The following is an 18,848-nucleotide window of genomic DNA, read 5'->3' on the forward strand; positions in this document are numbered from 1 at the left end:
TAATTTTCAAAATATATCGTTAACAATCCTGATGCTTTAGGCTAGATAATGTCAAAAGCCAAAAAAATTATATGAATGCGGAAGATTTTTTCAACCAAGGATTAAAGCATAATCTACAAGGGGAGTATCAAGCCGCGATCGCAGCTTACACCCAAGCAATCAAGCTAAATCCTGATTATGCCGAAGCTTACCATAATCGAGGGCTGATTTTAAGTGGTCAACTCAAAGATTATCGCACTGCGATCGCTAACTTCAATCACGCCATCGAAATCAATCCCAATTTTGCCATAGCGTATTACAACCGGGCTAATGCTCGTTACTTTTTAGCCGATTATCAAGGCGCGATCGCAGATCATAACGTAGCATTACAAATCGATCCCAATCTGGCGCAATCTTACCACAGCCGTGGAAATGCCTACTTTGCTTTGGAAAACTACGACAAAGCGATCGCAGATTATATCCAAACAATCGAAATGAGTACCCAATTAGCTGATAATATCAATATTGATATTGCTAATGCTTATCATAATCGCGGCGTAACTCGTTTTGAACGTGGCGATCATCAAGGGGCAATCGCAGATTTTCAGCAAGCTTTACAATGGCATCCCCATTTTGCCGCAGCTTACAGCAATCGGGGTAATATTCACCAGATTTTAGGCAATTATCAGGAAGCGATCGCTGACCATAACCAAGCATTACAATTAGATCCTAACTTGGCGGAGGCTTATCATAACCGAGGTAATGCCCACTACGCTTTAGCAGATTATCAAAATGCGATCGCAGATTACAACCGCGCCCTAGAAATCAATCCTAACTTTGCCGGAGCGTACTATAATCGTGGTCTGGTGCTTGCTCACCTCAAAAACTATCATCAAGCAATTGAAGACTTTAACCAAGCATTAAATCTGAATCCTGATGATGTGCAAGCTTATTGTGAGCGTGGTCTGGTTCGTAGTAATCTTGAAGATTACAAGGGTGCGATCGCAGATTATGACCAAGCTTTACAAGAAAACCCGACTCTAGCTTTAGTATACGGCTTTCGGGCAAACGCTCGTCGGCGATTGGGAGATTATCAAGGTGCAATTGAAGATAGCAATCGCCTATTACAACTCAATCCTAGTTTAGCAGAAGGATATTGCGATCGCGCGGCGGCTCGTCGTTCTGTAGGAGATCATAAAGGCGCAATTAAAGATTACGATCGAGCATTGCAAATTAATGATAACTTAGCCGCAGCTTATTATGGTCGGAGTATTGCTCGTGAAGCTCTACAAGATTTACAGGGAGCAATTGATGATAACACTCAAGCGATAAAGCTTGTTCCTGATTTTTCCCAAGCGTATTGCAATCGGGGAAATGCTCGTCGTCTTTTGGGGGATGAACAAGGAGCGCTCACAGATTATAATCAAGCATTAAAAATTAATCCTGATTTAATTGAAGCATATTACAACCGGGGTTCTACCCACTACGCTTTAGAAGAATATGAAAGTGCGATCGCAGATTACACCCAAGCTTTGCAAATAAATCCCCAATCTGCTGCATTTTACAGCGATCGGGCCAATGCTCGCTATGCCCTAGAAGATTATCAACACGCAATAGAAGATTACAGTCGAGCGATCGCGCTTGACCCCAGCTTTGCCGAAGACTGGTACAATCGGGGTCGTAGCCGTTCTCTGTTGGGAGATTTACAAGGAGCGCTTACAGACTTAAACCAAGCCTTACAGCGTCAGCCGAATTGGGCTTCAGCTTACATCCTTCGGGCAGATGTCTACCGGAATTTGGGAGACTCTCAAGGAGCAATTGCGGATTTCCAGAAATCCGCAGACTTGTATTATCAAGAAGGAAATATCCAGTATTACCAACAAATTATTGAACTAATTGAACAGCTTTGAAGAACCCCACCCCGCCTAACAGTGCAATTTAGACGGGGTGATTTGTCGTAAACATTTTTGTATTATTAGTTTTGTTGTATAAAAAAATACTTTTATATAAGCCATGAGAAAGGCGATAAGCTAGGATTAAAATTTCTGGCTAACAGTGGAATTTTGAGAGTATCAACCAAATTCTTTCTGTTCGTTGTTGCCAAAACCAGATGCTCCCCACTCACACCCCCTATTTTTCTTGAAAATATCTGAAAATATATGAAATTTAGAACCTTCAAATATCCTTTCGCACTCATCCTAGTCAGCTTCGGTTTTTTGCAGATAGCTGATGCTCAAACTCCTGTAGCTGAAACCTCCAAGCTATCTCAAGAAGTTTCTGTACTTCGGAAACAGGGCCCAAAAGGGTTAGAAGTATTTCTTAAATCCCATGCTAAGACGTTAAATACCGCTTCTTCAGGAGCAGCTCTACCTTCCCCTGCACTTCGGCTAGCTTTAGACGAACTTTGTCAACAACGGGACTGTTACGCCTCTCGTTTGTATTGGTACACTGATATAGAACAAGCCAAAGCTGCTGCTAAAACCAGTGGTAAACCTATTCTATCTCTGCGGTTATTGGGTAGGCTGAATCAAGATTTGAGTTGTGCCAATAGTAGATTCTTCAGGGTAGCACTGTATCCGAATGTTGAAATTTCTAAGCTACTTCAAGACCGCTTTATTTTGCATTGGCAATCAGTGCGCCCTGTACCCAAAGTAACTATTGATTTTGGCGACGGACGCAAGTTGGAGCGAACGATTACAGGCAATAGCATTCATTATGTATTGGATGCATCGGGTCGTCCAATTGATGCTATTCCAGGATTATATAGTCCCAAAGGGTTTTTGCGACAGCTACAGCAGGCTGAATTAGCAGTAAAAAATTACAGTAAACTTACACCAAGCGATCGCGAGTCTTATTTAAGAAAATACCACAGCGATCGCTTAAATTCTATCCAAGCCCAATGGGTTGCAGATTTATCCCGCCTAGGTATCCAGTCTCCCCCGAAGTTGGTAGAAATTCCCAGCAATCCCAGTCAACCACCGACAGCAGAAATAGCAAGCTCTCTAGCTGTTTCTAAAATGAGAGTTGAAACGCCAATGCTAACTGCTCTCCAGTCTGGTGCTGAACGAAATCAAAACGCCTTAGCTGAAATTACTGACCAGAAAGTTTGGGACAAAATCGCTCAACTCTATGCTGCCGATGTCAAGCTAGATCAAAACAGCATTTCTCTAATCAAAGCTAAAAAGTCTCAGTCTGTCAACACTCCAGAAGATAATTTGCCGATAATAGTGAAAAATTTTGAAGCCACAATGGCTTTAGATACAGTCAGAAATGAATATATGCTGCACAGCCAAATTCATCAATGGTTTATGCAGGGTAAGCAAACAAGGAGTGTGGAAGCGCTTAATGAACAAGTATACGGACAACTATTTTTAACTCCTAGTTCTGACCCTTGGTTGGGGCTTTTTCCCAGCGATAGCTACAGCGCCATTGATAATGATGGCATTCGTTAGTAGCTCATAAACTGATGTAAGTAAAAAGGAGTGATGAGATTTTATAGCATTGACACCTCACCCATCACTCCTCATAACTTGCGCGTTGATTAGCTGTTACGCATTGTTAAATTACACCAGCTTACTACTTCATTTATCCTCTAACTAAAGAGGCGGATAATTATTAAGTTAATACGTGCTTTTGTATACAAATATTTTTAACTTATTAATATCTATCTTTGCAATTCTAGATATACGAGTTCGACTATTGCTTGTTCTCACTAGTTTTATATCATGTCCGCATAATTAGTTATGCTAACCACAGTCATTGCACCCCACACGCCAGATGCTCCACTTGGGGAGACCCCATCGCCCTTGGCGTCTCCCCTTGGGAGAAGACCGCACTGGCTCCCCTTAATCCCCTCCCCGCTCTTCGGGAGGGGCGGGGGTGGGGTTCTTCGGGTTTAATGAGCAATCAAGCGGACATGATATTACTCGTTATCTGTGCCAGATAGTTCCATAATGAATTTGAAAATCAAAAGGCTTTAGTTCCCAACTCCTTAAATAACTTGGGGAATCTTGTTGTGAATTTTATGAATAGACAACGTATTCAGAATCACAAACAAACTTAACTTAGATTCTATGCCTTTAGTAGTAGTTGCTTGACTCCTGTGATGGAAGTTGGGGAAAGTCTTATCAGTTATTCTTAGTAACAATGGAAACAATTATCATTAGCACTAAATAATTCATTGGGGGAATGACAAAATGGATTAAACAATGATACTCAGAAATTAAAGTTGAGATGCAGGGTTTTCCGACTGTGATATCTTATCTAATTTCTTTGCTAGTCATCATTTTGACTGGCTTATAAGTTTAGTCAAAAATTAGCATAATCTTAGAATGGGAGATTTGGCGCTCGTATTAGGAAACTCGAAATAAAAAAATAAAAATACTCAACTACTTATTGTGGGGTGGGCGTCTCGCCCGCCCCAAGCGAAGGGTGGACAAGATGTCCACCCCACAAGATTGAATAATTTATTTGTTGGAAGTTCCTTAGCTGAATTTACAGAGTTTTCCCACCAAAGGTAGAAGTAATACTTAGCAAAACACCGTAAAGTTTATTATAAAAAACATCTGGGTAGCAAAAGTTATCAATGGACACTTTAAAATTTGCTAGATTCAATTTACTTTGAGCATCTAGGTTGAATGCTAAACGTGTCATTTAAAAACTAGCCCATCTGTAGCGACTGTGGTATATAAATTGTCAAAAACCTCAAATAAATGTAGTTTTATAAGTTCAATAACCAGTTCAATTTATCACTCAATAAAATTAGGAATGCTGCAATTTTTTTAAGGATTTACCTAGTAGATTTTTTTGCTCCACCTCTGCAAGCAAGTAGCGGAGATTTAAAGTGAACATAGAAAAATTTATCCAACGCGCAGAAGTATTGCACAAGCGTTTAGCAGATTTATACGAAACTGCTAGTGTACTACCTTGGATTTCCCCGGATCTGCTGCCGCTAGCTTTTAAGGAACTCTATAACACCTCAAAGATAGTACAATTAGCGGCGGAGGAACTTTATCAGCAAAACGAGGAACTAATAAAAACACGAAATTGGCTAGAGGCAGAACGCCAACACTACCAAGATTTATTCGAGTTGGCGCCAGACGGCTATTTAGTGACTAATACAGAAGGAATCATCCAAGAAGCTAACCTCTCCGCAGCTAAGTTGTTGAATGTTTCAAAGCATTTTTTAGTGGGCAAATCAATAGTTAACTTTGTCCTTCTAGAAGAACGTCAGCAAATTCGCAACGAACTGATGCAGCTATCGCAATCAGACAGAGCTAGAGAGTTATTGGTACGTTTGCAAAAACGTTATGGCGAGTTCTTTGATGCGGCTTTGACAGTGGCAGTTATCCGCAATCACCAAGGTGAGGCAATCTCTTTGCGCTGGATGCTGCGTAATATTACTGAGCGCCAGCAGTTAGAATCAACAATAGTCAAGGACGACAGTCACATCTTTAGCGATGCCTACGGCGGTAAACTACGCCCCATACATAAATATGATAGAGGAGAAACTATTCCCCTCAACCCATTAGTAATTTGGTATGTTTCTCAAGGTTTAGTCAAACTCACTACCTACTGTGAAACGGGTGAAGAAGTGCTGATAGGATTGGCAACGGCAGGAATGGTTTTTGGTTCTAGTTTGACATCTTTAAACATTTATCAAGCAACAGCTCTTGCTGATGTTGAGTTGGTGTCAATTTACGCGACAGAGATAGCAGCTTCTCCAACACTGAGCCATACGCTTTTACCAAAAATTAATCAGCGATTACAGCAAACAGAATCTTTTTTGGTCATTTGTGGAAGACGACGGGTACAAGAACGCTTGCACCATCTATTACAACTTTTGAAACGAGAAGTGGGTGAAACTGTACCAGAGGGAACTCGTTTAAGTGTTCGCTTTACTCACGAAGATTTTGCTAGCGCCTGTTGCACCACCAGGGTAACAATTACACGATTGATGGGTAAATTACAAGAAGAAGGTATAATCAGTTTTGATTTCAAAAAACATATTATCTTGAGAGATGTTGATTAATTAGTTCGCTGTAAATTTTACATTTTTCTTAAGCAAAGATAAGTTGCCAGCCAATCAGGAAAATTGCTATATCTGCAAAAACATGGCTGATGTATCCGGGCCAGATTGAGGAATAATTTAAGTAGCACCATGACCAAATCGCTCCTGCTAGAAATACCCCCAATGAGCATAACGTTGTTGCACGCCAGTCGAAGTAAGCTGCCAAACCAACAACGTGATGAATCGTAAAAAACAGTGCGGACAGTATTACAGCTAAAGGACTTGATACCAAAATTTCACATTTACGATAAACAAACCAACGCCAGACAAATTCCTCAAGCAAAGAGTTGACAAATATCCAATACACTGCACCTACTAAGTAAATCACAAAACTGTTCAATCCAACTTGTGTTGCTCGATCGCGAACATATTCAACATCTATCCATTTTGCTCCCAGTAGCCAATAAACAATCAAGATGATGCCTAGCATCAATAGCCCTAATCCGACTCCAGCCAATAAAGCGCGTCTTTTAGGATATTCAAATTTTAAATTCTCTTTATCAACAAATAATAACCAAATAATGGGTAGTACTAACAACCAGATTTTAGCTAATAAAGCTACTAAATGTCCTTGAAAGCCAGGGAGTATATATAGTTGAGTTGTAATACCAATACTCGGAACTGGCACAAGTAACAACAGAGCTAGTAGTGCATTTTGATTTTGGTTAGCTTTTAGCATGGGATGGTTTTAACTTTTAGACCACATCTATTTTAAAATCCATAGTTTTTATATCAAGTTAGGATGATTACTTGTAATAAAATCTATATCAACCAGGTTTACTATTAATACTGTTGGTTAAGGCAAGAGACGCGATGAATCGCCGTCTCTACAAAAGACTAATTATTGTAGAGACGGCAATTTTTGTCTTGATGATTTTTCAAATCTTGGTGAACGTATTGGTTTACTATTAATTTTTATATGCAAACTATAAAACATGAGTATCATAATCAGACTTGAATAAAGTGACACTTTGTATATTGACACATAAATTTAATCCTAAAACTTCTATGAATTTGTGTATAAGATTCTTTTGAACGCAGCATTTTGATAATGATTTACTATGCTGATTTACTAACACATAATTAAAATTCACAGTGTCTTACAACGTTGTGAAGGTCTGGGATTTGAGGCGGACATCAATACCCATTGTGCTAAGTACAACTTTGCGTAAAACTGTAGCGTTTTTAAACTTACAGAGACGTAACGCTATCCAAACAGGGAATTCAAAATGTACCCAAAATAATGTATATGTGATTGAAGGCGTATTACTAAAATCGCGATGCCTAGGTTGGGCTACGCCTACGCAACATTAAAAGCGGCTATGCACACATTTGGCAAAAAAACTCTATCATTGGGCTACATTTTAGCACTGGATTTAGGTACAACAGGCAACCGCGCCTTTGTATTTAACGCAGACGGCAAGATTGTTGGGCAAGCATATAAAGAATTAACTCAGTATTATCCTCAGCCAGGATGGTTAGAACATGACCCTCAACAAATCTGGCAGGATACCTGTTGGGTGATGAAAACCGCAATTGCAAATGCCCAGATTATACCATCAGCGATCGCAGCTTTGGGACTAACTGTACAGCGCGAAACCTGTTTGATTTGGGACAAAACTACTGGTAAACCACTCCATAAAGCGATCGTCTGGCAAGATCGCCGCACTGCTCCCCTTTGCCACCAGTTACAAGAGCAAGGCTACGCTGACGAAATTTATGATCGCACCGGATTAATCATTGATGCTTACTTTTCAGCTACTAAACTCAGATGGCTATTAGACAATGTTACTGATGTTGACCTGAATAATGTCTTAGCAGGTACTATTGATACCTGGGTACTGTGGAATATTACAGGTGGAAAAGTCCACGCCACTGACCACAGCAACGCCAGCCGTACAATGTTGATGAATCTCAAAACCTGTGAATGGGATGAGACTTTACTGGATCTGTTTCAAATTCCAGCGCATATTTTGCCCCAGATTCAGCCGAGTTTAGGAGTATTTGGAGTCACTGATGCGACTTTGTTGGGTGCTGAAATTCCCATTACTGCTATCTTGGGGGATCAGCAAGCGGCTCTATTTGGTCATGGCTGCGATCGCCCCGGTTTGATGAAATGTACTTATGGTACTGGTAGCTTTTTAGTTGCTCACACAGGTTCGGAAATTGTGCGTTCTCTACGAGGGGCTACGCCTACGCACCATCAACTCATTTCGACAGTGGCATGGACGCAAGCAAATACCAGCGATACTTTAGATGTCGGCTATGCCCTAGAAGGTAGTATGTTTACTAGTGGTGCTTGTATTCAATGGTTGCGCGATCGCCTGAAGCTGATTAAAACTGCTGCTGAAACTGAAGCTATGGCCAATCAGGTAAAAGATAATGGCGGAGTCTATTTTGTACCTGCATTTAGTGGACTGGGCGCACCCTACTGGGATATGAGCGCCAGGGGAGCTTTTTTCGGCATTACCGCCAGTGTACAACCAGAGCATCTAGTTCGCGCTGTGCTGGAAGCGATCGCTTATCAAGTTCTGGAGGTGGTGCAAGCAATTAACGCATCTAGCAGTACTCTAGTTGGACGATTAACCGTAGATGGTGGTGCTTGTGAGAATAATTTTTTGATGCAGTTCCAAGCTGATGTGTTAGGTATTCCAGTTGAACGTCCGATAATGCGCGATACAACCGTTCAGGGTGCAGCATTTGCGGCAGGTTTAGCTGTAGGATTTTGGCAGAGCTATGAATCATTGGCAAAACAACGGCAAATTGAACGTGTGTTTGAGCCGAAGAGTGATTTCTCCTTGTCCAAATTTGGTACTTGGCAAAAAGCAGTGAAACGTACTCTAGCTTGGGAGGAGTAACCGATCAAAAAATCAACCAAGCCAGAGAACAAACCTTAACAGCAGTTTTTTACGGTACTGTAAGCATTGGAACCCAATGGCGATTTCTGAAACTAGAGGGACAAACAGTCGCAATTGATTTAATGGATTATTTTCTTCCTCCTATCGAACCAATTCTGAGCTTTTTGGTGTAGATGGTGAAAGCAGGTTAATTTCATTCAAAGATCGATCGTTAAAATAACTCTTACTTTGTCAAAATATCACTTCCATATAATAAAAAGCGCATGACTACTAAACCGAAGATTTTTATTGATGGGGAATCGGGAACCACAGGCTTACAAATTTACTCACGCCTGAACCAACGGGATGATATCGAGCTAGTTAGCATTGAAGCATCTAAACGTAAAGATGCAAATGAGCGAACCAAACTAATCAATGCTGTTGATATTATCATCCTCTGCCTACCTGATGATGCAGCCCGCGAAGCTGTTAGCTTAGTTAGTAATACTAGGGTTAAGATCCTTGATGCTAGTAGTGCCCATCGCACGGCTAAGGATTGGGTATATGGTTTCCCAGAACTAAATCCAGGACAGCGAGAGAAAATCGCCAGTGCCCAGTTTGTCAGCAATCCGGGCTGTTATCCCACAGGATTTTTAGCTTGTATCCGTCCGTTAATTGCTAAAGGAATCCTGAACAGTAACTTTCCCATCACTGTTAATGCAGTGTCAGGTTACTCTGGTGGCGGAAAGAATTTGATTAAACAGTATCATAGCTTCCACGAGCAGCAAGCCGGAGCAGAATCACTCTACCCTTATGGCATCTATGGTTTGCAGTTTGGGCATAAGCACGTCAAAGAAATGCATCAGTATTCAGGGTTAGCATCACCGCCGCTGTTCGTACCAGCCGTGGGAGATTTTGAGCAGGGGATGTTAGTACAGATACCTTTACCATTGGGAAGTTTAGATAATCCACCATCAGGTAAGGTTATCTATGAAGCGATCGCTGACTACTACCAAAGTGAAAAGTTCGTGCAGGTTGCTCCATTCCAAGATTCTACACTGCTGAGAGACGGAACATTTCTGGATGCGATCGCACTGAATAATACCAATATTGTTCAGGTTTTTGTATTTGCTAATGACATCACCAAAGAAGTCTTGCTAGTTGCTCGTCTTGACAACCTGGGTAAAGGCGCATCAGGAGCCGCAGTCCAAAACCTAAACATCATGCTCGGTTTTCCAGAAGAGTTGGGATTGTCATGAAAAAGGGTTAGGGAATGGGAAAGGGGGGCAGAGGAGCAGCACTTCTCTACGAGAGGCTGCGCCAACGGCTACGCTCAGTGAGCGAGGAGAAGTTGCAGTAAGTTTTCTCCTCTGCCCCTCCGCGTCGCTTGAATATTTAAATTTAACCCTGTTTTCTCCCTTTGAGAGAATGCGATAACCAAAAGAGTTGTGAAGCTTTGTTTTCCAGTTTTTGTCTAGACTAAATGACGAGTTATCAATGACAGATTATCTTCTTCTGGGTCTTTTATCTAATAAATGAACCGCAGCACCAGCCGCAGCACCATTGACACCATTTTTCCAGGTAGTTCCACAACCACCAGAAATTGCACCTGCCAATACACCAGCACCAGCACCTACACCGATATCTTGAACAGGTAAACGTCCGTTTCTTCTTCTGGCTCTGCTGCTTCTTGCACCATTAGCAGCATTAACAGCAGCACCAGCAGCAGCACCTTTAAAAGCATTGTCTAATACGGAACCACAATTTGTTACAACCCCACTTAATACACCTGCCCCGGCTCCAATGGCTGCATTATTAATAACTCGGTCATCAGCAGAAGCAGGTTGAACCGGGATTAAGCCAGTACCAGCTAAAGTAGCAGCCATCAATCCAGGTAGGAATGAGCGTTTTAGCATATTTTGCATGGTAGTACCCTCTAAAAATCTTATGTTCGGTGAAAAACCAAATTTCAGTGCGATCGCTAATCCTCGTATTCCTGATTTTAGACAATAGCAATATTATCTAAAATAAGGATATTTGGATAATTGCACTTACTAACAACGTAATTTTAGCCTAAAGCTTGTTGTATTTACTGAGTGGACAATAATTAAACTGACACATTAACTAAAAAACAGTAAACCAAAAAGTTTTTCCTCAAAGAGCGATCGCTTTACTAGATGGAGAGTAGTCCATCGTCTCCCAAGACTGCCGAAAACTTTGCTGATGTGAGCTATTGCAGTGATGAATGGTATGTTGTTTATTCAAGTTAATCAGAATAATATACCTCGATTAATAACAGGAAACTTAAAATGAGAATTTTTGTTCCAGGCCGTCTTTGTTTGTTCGGAGAACACAGCGATTGGGCAGGAGAATATCGCAGTGTCAATCCTCTTATCGAAAAGGGCTACACCTTAATTGTTGGTACTAATCAAGGAATTTATGCCTCGGTCAAACCTAATTCTACTGAATTAATTATTCGCACTTCTCTCAATGATGGCAGGAGTTATGAACCGTTGATATTACCTATGGAATCTAATACCCTGAAACGCATAGCGGCAAAGGGTGGTTTTTTTAGTTATGCTGCTGGTACAGCATATCAAATTCTGACTCACTATAATGTTGGTGGCGGACTTGAGGTTGATAATTATCTAACCGACTTACCTATCCAAAAGGGATTATCTTCGAGTGCTGCCTTTTGCGTTTTGATTGCTCGGTCTTTTAATCGTGTGTATGACTTGAAGATGACAATTCGTTCAGAAATGGAGTTTGCCTATCTAGGAGAAAGAACTACTCCTAGCCTTTGTGGCCGTATGGATCAGGCTTGTGCATATGGAAATCGCCCAATATTGATGATATTTGATGGTGAAAAAATCGACCTACTCGAATTGAAAGTGAGTGAAGATTTGTTTTTTGTGATTGTCGATCTCGGCGGTACCAAAAACACACAAGAAATACTAAGACGATTGAATCAGTGTTATCCTTTTGCTACTAATTCAATAGAGCAAAATGTTCAAAAATATTTTGGTTCTATTAGCTCTGAAATTACCCAGGCAGCAGTTGAAGCAATACAACTCGGAGATGCCCAACTTCTTGGAGCTTTAATGACAAAAGCTCAAGCGGAATTTGATCTACACGTAGTTCCAGCTTGTCCTGAGCAATTAACTGCACAAAAGCTACATTTGCTTCTCCATCACGAGCCACTTAAACCTTATATCTTCGGAGGAAAAGGCGTAGGTTCTCAGGGGGATGGCACTGCACAACTGATTGTTAAAAATCAAGATAGTCAAAGAAAAGCTATCGAAATTATTAAGCGTGATTTTCCTCAAATGCAAGCGTTACAGTTAACTATTTCAAGACTACCAACTCCTATGATTGACTTAGCTGAGGACGAAAAGCAGCATGGGGATGTTTGTTAAAAGACCGTCCGCCTCTGCGACACGCTGCGCGTTGGCGGAAGCCTCTCATAGAGATGGATGGCGGTTCGATAAATTAAGCTTTTTAGAAATTTTTGTTTGCGTAAGTCCTGATAGTTAATGATGGGACTAAAAAATTAGTTTGATTTGCAATTCCTGTAACTGTAGAAACGCGATCGCTCCCCCAATTCTTAAAGAAAATCTTCTGCACCTCTGCCTCTTCCAATGCCCAATGCCCATTATCTTGATTTTTCTTTCAGTTCTTCAAGCAATTGAATTACATTATGCTCAAATGCTTTGTTTCGCTCTTGAACTGATTCAATTAACGGTTTATCAAAAAGATTAACGACATATTTAGCTAGCTGAATCCCTAGGGGTCTTAAATGTCCGCCTGCTACAGTTTTACGAAAATCTTCAGGTGGCTTTTGTAGAGTATTAGTAAACCATTCACAGGTTGATTTAGCAATATTGTCTGATTTAAAACAGACTAAACCCATGATATTAAATAGCCCACTATCCTTAATTAAATACTGAGTTTCTTCAACAGTTGGTTTCACACCCCAACCAAGATTGTCGATGACATCCGCTAAAAATTGAGGACGAATTGCGCTCCCTGTGTCAGCAATAGCAGGTGCTAATAGGATAGAAACCTGTCCTTTAATGAAGACACTATTAATGTTGATATCCTTATGCACATAAGTGTAAATTATTTTCTTAACTTCAGCACTTTTTCGCGTTAGTTCATTAAAGAGAATGTTAATGTCTGCAATCACGCTTTCTATCTGTGACTCATCGGAAGTTTTAGATAGTAGCTTCCGAATAAACTGTTCTCTCTCTTGAACATCTGGAGGTAGAGCAGTAAATCCTTCTAACAGCGAGATATATTTACAGCCAAGGCTATGTCCAATCCAAGAAAAGTTTTTATCATCTAGATAGGCTTCATAATCATATCCTGCAACACTTGCCATTTTCACAAGCTCTGGCAAAATTTCATACTGTTCTCTCATGAGAAAACCAGCTTCTACATAATGGTTAAAAGTAAAATTAAATGGCAAAAGAATGATCGTATATCCCTGCTCAAATAGAGATTGAAGCAGATAACGATAAAAAAGCATAGGGCCAAATGTACCAAAGAAAGCCCCAGCAATAAATTGAATTACCCCTTTAGGCTTTGGATGTAGAGCAACCCAACTGTGAGAAACTGGTTTAAATCTCAGTTTTAGATTCATATTTACCATAACTTGTTTGTAGGTATATGCTGAATCTCCAAACTGAAGTTGCTGCTTTTCGGATTATTCAAAAGATATTTTTACAAAACTGAGATGCTTCGGTGAACAAGCTGCGATCGCTTCGTTACTGTACAGCCGAAACTCTAAAGTCCTTAGTGATATCTGGCACTGGTTTACGATCATCTGTATCTGCTGGAGTTAATGAGAAAGCTAGTAATTCACCACAGTTACAAATTAATAATTTCTTAATAAATCGGATAGTTAAAAACACCTAATTATTTGATATGATTCACTTCCATATCTACCGAAATAAGTAGTAATAAATATGACAATAACTAAATACGTAATCTCTTTAAGTAAGAGATATTTACGATTAGCGATCGCTGCAAGTTTCCTGGGAATGTTAGCTTGTCCACAGGCTGCTTTGGCGTGGAAGCCAACTACCCATGTTTACCTCGGTCAACAGGCACTCAATGATGCCCTTGATGATGGCAAAGTCACTATTTATCGTGTTGACTATCAAAATGGAAAAGTTCTCTCCAAACTAGGAGACTATCCGGTTGATCCTACAATTCTGGCTGCACTGAAGGCGTACCCAGCACAATACCGTGCAGGCATATTAGGCCCGGATGCATACCCAGATATCCTCACTGGTCAGCAGGTGATTCACCCATCTCCAAACGACACAGGAATAGCTGGTGGATCTGGCACGTGGCTAAAATATCTATGGAACCTTAGTAATACTCCAGGTAACAATACACCACAGAAAAAAGCATTTGTGACTGGTTATCTCACCCATGCAGCGGGAGATATGTATGGTCACACATTCATCAATAACTTTAGTGGTGGTCATTTTGTAATTGCACCACCAGGAAATGCAATTAAACACATTCTTGTAGAAGGATATGTTGATAAGCGCTTGAATAAGCAAGAACTCAACGCTAATTTTTTCAACGCTAGTATTACCGGAGTTGAAGACTTCATCTATGACAACATGATCGATGCCAAACCTGGTTCATATCTAGACACAATACTTTTGAAACCAGGAGGCGGCGGAACTGAGTTATCCATACCACGCATTTACTCTACCTTGAGAGCAAAGTTGCAACGCGATATCGATGCTTATTATGCTGCGAAGTCAGACTATGACCGACGCTATGACGATAAAGTTCGCAAAGCCAAAGCCTGCAAAGCCCTAGATTTTTCTTGTAGTGCCACAAAACTATATGCTGAAGCAGCAGCAATTCAGGTACAAAAAGGTGCTTATGTGACTGCTAATGGTTTAACAGTAACTTACAAAGAATATTGGCGTGAAGATATCAACAGTGGTTTGAAAGCATGGTCTCAAGTTAGTGACCAAGTTGCTAAGGCGCTGTTTTTTAACCCCGATCGCAAAGCGAAAGTAGAAGAAGCTAAAACTATTCTGCAAAATTACGTCAACAATCACTTGATATCAATGTCTGGCGCACCAGATGCTGTGGGACAGTTTGCGGCATTAGCTAGCAAACTTAGTAGCATTATTGGTGATGTTCTGGGTCCATTAGCTGCCCCTATCAAACAACTGAAAGCTAATATTTATGATGCCATTGTCAAGAGTGCCACTGGTATGAGTATAGATGAGCTAAAAGCATATTTAGAAAACCCAGAAAGGTATTTTGATCAGGTGTTTTCTCAAGGTGCTGGAGAAAATGTGAACTTGCAAACATTCAACAAAAAATATCTGCGGATTAACGATTCAGGTTACACCAATCCTTCAGAATCGTTTGACTACCAACAATTTCCTGCTGCTTATAATACGGCGACAATCAGCAAGCTAATACTAGTCACTAAAGATGGTGTGAATCAGCTATTGACAGATTTAGGGAGTAGTTCCCGGCTGAATGAGTCAAACATTATGTTGGGCTTTATCCAGACTCTCGATGGTGATAATGAGTGGAGAGGGGGAAGAGAAGCACCTACACATCCCCAACAAAAAATGGTTGTGGCTGAGAACTGCCAAGCCTACAAGCAGATTTTTATGCTCCAACCTGGCGAACAGCCTTGTCAATAAGGTGTTCTCCGCTAAAACCCTGATATGGTGGGCCTGAGCGATAAATCGCTCACTACAAACTAGGAGTTTATTTTATATTTAATTATGTCTACTTACTTAGCTGTGGTTAAAACTATTTCACCTTAGCGCGGAAGCGGACAAAACCATAAGAATTCGCTGGTGTGCCAGATCCAGTAGCTGCGGGTAGATTGGGAAAACTGGGGACTGTAATATTGACCACTACTGCCCCATTGGTGTTAGTACCGCAGTATGATGGTGTACCTGAGTCATTAGCTGTATAAAAATACCCGCGATCGCTATCTCCTACATTACTCAGATAAAGCGTTGGTGTAGTGGAACCAATAGCCAAGGCAATTCCTCGATCTGCTCCTGGTAAGCCACCATCATTAGGAGTCATGCCATTAAAAGTAGTGGGAATAAAATTAACATTAGTTGGAACTAAGTCACAGAATTTCACATTAGTTGCATTACCAAGACCATTGGAAAGAAAATAGATAGTGTATTCCAATTCATCTCCCGGTTTGACAGTGCCAGCATTAATTAATCCTCGCAAGTAGCCAGCAGGCCATTTAGGATCGCTATCATCAGTAGCATATGGTTCTGGTACATAGTTACTGGCATTAGTAGCAACGTCACTGCGACCATCCACAATATCAGTTAAATCTTGGTTATTGAGGCGGGTGATGCGTTTAATTAACAAAAGCTTTGCATTCACAGCAGTAGCACCGTTATTGCTTTCGCCGACGCTGGTAACACGACTACCTGTAGTATCAGTGTCTCTAGTTGGTAGATAGTTTGAACAACGTGTGCTGGCGTTATTACTAGTAGTTGCTTCCCAGCAAGCACTAGCATTTGTATCCTGCCCATTGGGAGTTAAGCTGATAGATTGTCCAGTAGTAGCCCCAACGAGAGAAGACTGATAAGTATTTTCCCAAAGATTGAGAACACTCGCAGGAGGTGTATTAATTTCATTACCACTGCCATAAGCGATATAATCAATAATTTTATTCTGGCTATCGTACAACCAGATATCATCACCCAAGTTGTTGAGTTTGGGAGTTTGTCCCAACCAAGCCTGGAAAGCTGCTGCTGTGGCTTGATGATTGGCGTTGTTATTCCCAATCCAAATTACAGCATATTGGCCTGCTTGTAAGGTTGTGCCGTTAGGAAATGTATAAGTAAAGCCGTTAGTACTATCATTATCATTAGCAGTCAGGTGTCCATCTGCTAACTTCAAACCACTCAAATCTACAGTTGATGTAGATGGATTATAAAGTTCAATAAATTCATCGTTAGTGTTAGTAGCAGTACCCGTTTCGTTGTACAAAACTTCATTAATGATGACTTTGCCAACAGTTGCTGAAACTATATCAATGATGTTTAATGGGGTTGGTTGAGTTTGACCAGGATAATAAGTCCACAAATCCAACCCTTTGGTATCTCCAAAAGAGCCATTGCATGATGTACCAGCATTACCAGCGTTACCATTCTGACCAAATTTCCGGTCATTGCTGGCGGTGTCAAAGCCGTTAATTGGGTCACTGAAAGCTGGGTTTGGTGGATTAATACCACAGAGTACTTGACCAGCCGTACCAATTTGAGTTCCACCGATGGTTTTATAACTGCGATCGTCGTAAAATCCTCTACTATTACCTATAGGATTAGCGGCATTCAGCATTGTAATAGTAGGGCCACCAGTAAAATTGTTTTCCGCATCCAGTAAGGGAAAGTGATATTCCCCTCCAAAAGTTCTGACACTAACTTTGTAATTACTACCAACCGGAAAAAAATTGCCACTGTTATCCTTACCATTCCAATTAACTGCTTGCTGTCCTGTTGTGGTCATAATCCCTCGCAAAAGACGGTTTTGAGAGTTGGTAGGATCAAAATTGCTGCCGTCTCGGCTGATAACCAGTTCGTAAGTACCTGTAACATTGCTGTCAAAGTTCAAAGTACCGCCTGTACCAAATGAACTGTTATTTCCCACAACAGTGCCGTTGAATTGTAAATTACTAACAGCAGGAATAATTGGGCTAAGGGGAATACCAGTTCCCTCTAAAGTGCCGTCTCGTTTGTAACGTTCAACAAATGGAAGCACGTTGGTGTCGATGGAGTTCAAAAAAGTAGCATATTGGGGACGAGCCAAGCTAACACCACCTTGGGGATTTGCTAGCTGACTATCCGCCCCTAGTATGTCGTGATAGAGAGGCGATATCCCGTCACTATCAAAAAAGCCAGTTTGATTACCATAGAGAACGAATCCGTTAGGATCTGTGCCTCTGAGTTCTACTTTATATCGGAAACCATCTGTGGTGACTGGATAAACTGGGAAGTTGAGATATCGACCGTTATTGCCAGTAAAAAGAGCGAGATAATAGCTGAATAACCGCCCGTTCAAGTCAGTTGTTGAAGTTTGATCGCTGCTACGTACCGTTACATCCCAAGCTGCTACACTAGTTTTTTGTTGATCGTTAAAGTTGTTACCACTACTCAAATCAATTTCACCAGTAGGAGTGGCATTAGTAGAAGAGTTACCCCCATCAGGCCCGTAGAAAACGATGTCATAAACTCCAGTTGATGGAGCTTGGTAGTAGCAGGGAATATAGCCATTGGGATTACCTCCGCCAGAAATAGCACGTGGGCCATTTAACTCCTGTTGGCGAGTTGAGATGAAGCCCCGCCCAGGTTGAGAAGTACACACAAAATCTGGTGTGCCGGGAACAGTTTCACTGCCAATACTCCCACCGACACGACCGGGGTTGTAAACACGGACATTACCATTATTTACCCCAACTGCGCTGGAGCCTAAAAGAATATACTCATCTTTATTGGCATAGACTTTTAGTAAAGTTCGTCGCAGCACAAGACCGCCATAAGTATCAGTACGCCACTCTAAGTTAGCTCTGCTACTGCCAACTGAGGCACTATTGGGATAAAGGGTACGACTACCTTCAGCCTGAGCAGATGGTATTCCAAAATTCAGGTAGCACAGTAATAGAGCAAGGCCACTTAGTAGTTTTTTATAACGGTTGGGCTGGTTGTTATTGACCGCTAAAAGATGTTTTAAAAGTAGGCTCATTGATACTTCACTAGCTCCTGATTTGAAGTGGATGACAATGGCACTACCGCATTGATGGGATGTTCAGAGATTCCATACTGAGGATTAATAGCGCCTTCTCCGTCTATTAGGTTGCCCAATGTGTACGATAATCTACCATTTAGATTCGCTGCTGCGATCACTGTTAAACTTTTAAATAAAGATTTCATTGC

12 protein-coding genes and 1 pseudogene are annotated in these 18,848 nt (G+C 41.0%); 7 read left to right on the plus strand and 6 right to left on the minus strand.

Annotated features, from left to right (window positions below; translation table 11 throughout):
• Positions 1-71: 71 nt before the first annotated feature.
• From QUD05_RS07455 to QUD05_RS07465, 3 genes are all read left to right on the plus strand, one after another.
• Complete coding sequence (locus QUD05_RS07455) at positions 72-1,889, plus strand: tetratricopeptide repeat protein (RefSeq protein WP_289795507.1); 1,818 nt, start codon at positions 72-74, stop codon at positions 1,887-1,889.
• Between the two features lie 249 nt (positions 1,890-2,138).
• Positions 2,139-3,431, plus strand: coding sequence for a thioredoxin domain-containing protein (locus QUD05_RS07460; protein ID WP_289795508.1), 1,293 nt, complete (start codon positions 2,139-2,141; stop codon positions 3,429-3,431).
• A 1,391-nt stretch (positions 3,432-4,822) separates the two neighbouring features.
• Entirely contained in the window at positions 4,823-6,010 is a 1,188-nt protein-coding gene (locus tag QUD05_RS07465; RefSeq protein ID WP_289795509.1) for a PAS domain S-box protein, read from the plus strand.
• Between the two features lie 28 nt (positions 6,011-6,038).
• Here the strand turns inward: QUD05_RS07465 and QUD05_RS07470 are convergent, their stop codons facing one another.
• On the minus strand, positions 6,039-6,728 hold the full coding sequence (locus QUD05_RS07470; protein WP_289795510.1) for a CPBP family intramembrane glutamic endopeptidase: 690 nt from the start codon (positions 6,726-6,728) through the stop codon (positions 6,039-6,041).
• 643 nt (positions 6,729-7,371) lie between these two features.
• Between QUD05_RS07470 and glpK the strand changes: the two genes are divergently transcribed.
• A complete protein-coding gene (gene glpK, locus QUD05_RS07475; protein WP_289799911.1) occupies positions 7,372-8,907 on the plus strand; it encodes a glycerol kinase GlpK in 1,536 nt (511 codons plus the stop codon).
• 263 nt (positions 8,908-9,170) lie between these two features.
• Positions 9,171-10,145, plus strand: a complete 975-nt coding sequence (argC, locus tag QUD05_RS07480) for an N-acetyl-gamma-glutamyl-phosphate reductase (protein WP_289795511.1) — start codon at positions 9,171-9,173, stop codon at positions 10,143-10,145.
• A 246-nt stretch (positions 10,146-10,391) separates the two neighbouring features.
• On the opposite strand, the gene QUD05_RS07485 is transcribed toward argC, so the two are convergent.
• Entirely contained in the window at positions 10,392-10,811 is a 420-nt protein-coding gene (locus QUD05_RS07485) for a hypothetical protein (RefSeq protein WP_289795512.1), read from the minus strand.
• A gap of 384 nt (positions 10,812-11,195) precedes the next feature.
• On the opposite strand from QUD05_RS07485, the gene QUD05_RS07490 reads away from it, so the two are divergent.
• Entirely contained in the window at positions 11,196-12,302 is a 1,107-nt protein-coding gene (locus tag QUD05_RS07490; RefSeq protein WP_289795513.1) for a mevalonate kinase family protein, read from the plus strand.
• 236 nt (positions 12,303-12,538) lie between these two features.
• Here the strand turns inward: QUD05_RS07490 and QUD05_RS07495 are convergent, their stop codons facing one another.
• Complete coding sequence (locus QUD05_RS07495) at positions 12,539-13,528, minus strand: DUF1350 family protein (RefSeq protein ID WP_289799912.1); 990 nt, start codon at positions 13,526-13,528, stop codon at positions 12,539-12,541.
• Between the two features lie 148 nt (positions 13,529-13,676).
• Positions 13,677-13,769 (minus strand): annotated as a pseudogene (locus QUD05_RS34310) (IS982 family transposase); the annotation flags it as partial.
• An 84-nt stretch (positions 13,770-13,853) separates the two neighbouring features.
• Between QUD05_RS34310 and QUD05_RS07500 the strand changes: the two are divergent.
• On the plus strand, positions 13,854-15,578 hold the full coding sequence (locus QUD05_RS07500) for a hypothetical protein (protein ID WP_289795514.1): 1,725 nt from the start codon (positions 13,854-13,856) through the stop codon (positions 15,576-15,578).
• A gap of 112 nt (positions 15,579-15,690) precedes the next feature.
• Here the strand turns inward: QUD05_RS07500 and QUD05_RS07505 are convergent, their stop codons facing one another.
• Positions 15,691-18,657, minus strand: a complete 2,967-nt coding sequence (locus QUD05_RS07505; RefSeq protein ID WP_289795515.1) for a lamin tail domain-containing protein — start codon at positions 18,655-18,657, stop codon at positions 15,691-15,693.
• Positions 18,654-18,845, minus strand: a complete 192-nt coding sequence (locus QUD05_RS07510) for a hypothetical protein (RefSeq protein WP_289795516.1) — start codon at positions 18,843-18,845, stop codon at positions 18,654-18,656. The genes QUD05_RS07505 and QUD05_RS07510 overlap by 4 nt, the downstream gene beginning before the upstream one ends.
• Positions 18,846-18,848 lie beyond the last annotated feature (3 nt).

This window comes from Nostoc sp. GT001 (genome assembly GCF_030382115.1).
Taxonomy (GTDB): Bacteria; Cyanobacteriota; Cyanobacteriia; order Cyanobacteriales; family Nostocaceae; genus Nostoc.

Bases quoted from the DNA above. Each gene is read 5' to 3' on its own strand.
- QUD05_RS07455 (WP_289795507.1), top strand. From the start codon at position 72: ATGAATGCGGAAGATTTTTTCAACCAAGGATTAAAGCATAATCTACAA.
- QUD05_RS07460 (WP_289795508.1), top strand. From the start codon at position 2,139: ATGAAATTTAGAACCTTCAAATATCCTTTCGCACTCATCCTAGTCAGC.
- QUD05_RS07470 (WP_289795510.1), bottom strand. From the start codon at position 6,728: ATGCTAAAAGCTAACCAAAATCAAAATGCACTACTAGCTCTGTTGTTA.
- glpK (WP_289799911.1), top strand. From the start codon at position 7,372: ATGCACACATTTGGCAAAAAAACTCTATCATTGGGCTACATTTTAGCA.
- argC (WP_289795511.1), top strand. From the start codon at position 9,171: ATGACTACTAAACCGAAGATTTTTATTGATGGGGAATCGGGAACCACA.
- QUD05_RS07485 (WP_289795512.1), bottom strand. From the start codon at position 10,811: ATGCAAAATATGCTAAAACGCTCATTCCTACCTGGATTGATGGCTGCT.
- QUD05_RS07490 (WP_289795513.1), top strand. From the start codon at position 11,196: ATGAGAATTTTTGTTCCAGGCCGTCTTTGTTTGTTCGGAGAACACAGC.
- QUD05_RS07495 (WP_289799912.1), bottom strand. From the start codon at position 13,528: ATGAATCTAAAACTGAGATTTAAACCAGTTTCTCACAGTTGGGTTGCT.
- QUD05_RS07500 (WP_289795514.1), top strand. From the start codon at position 13,854: ATGACAATAACTAAATACGTAATCTCTTTAAGTAAGAGATATTTACGA.
- QUD05_RS07505 (WP_289795515.1), bottom strand. From the start codon at position 18,657: ATGAGCCTACTTTTAAAACATCTTTTAGCGGTCAATAACAACCAGCCC.
- QUD05_RS07510 (WP_289795516.1), bottom strand. From the start codon at position 18,845: ATGAAATCTTTATTTAAAAGTTTAACAGTGATCGCAGCAGCGAATCTA.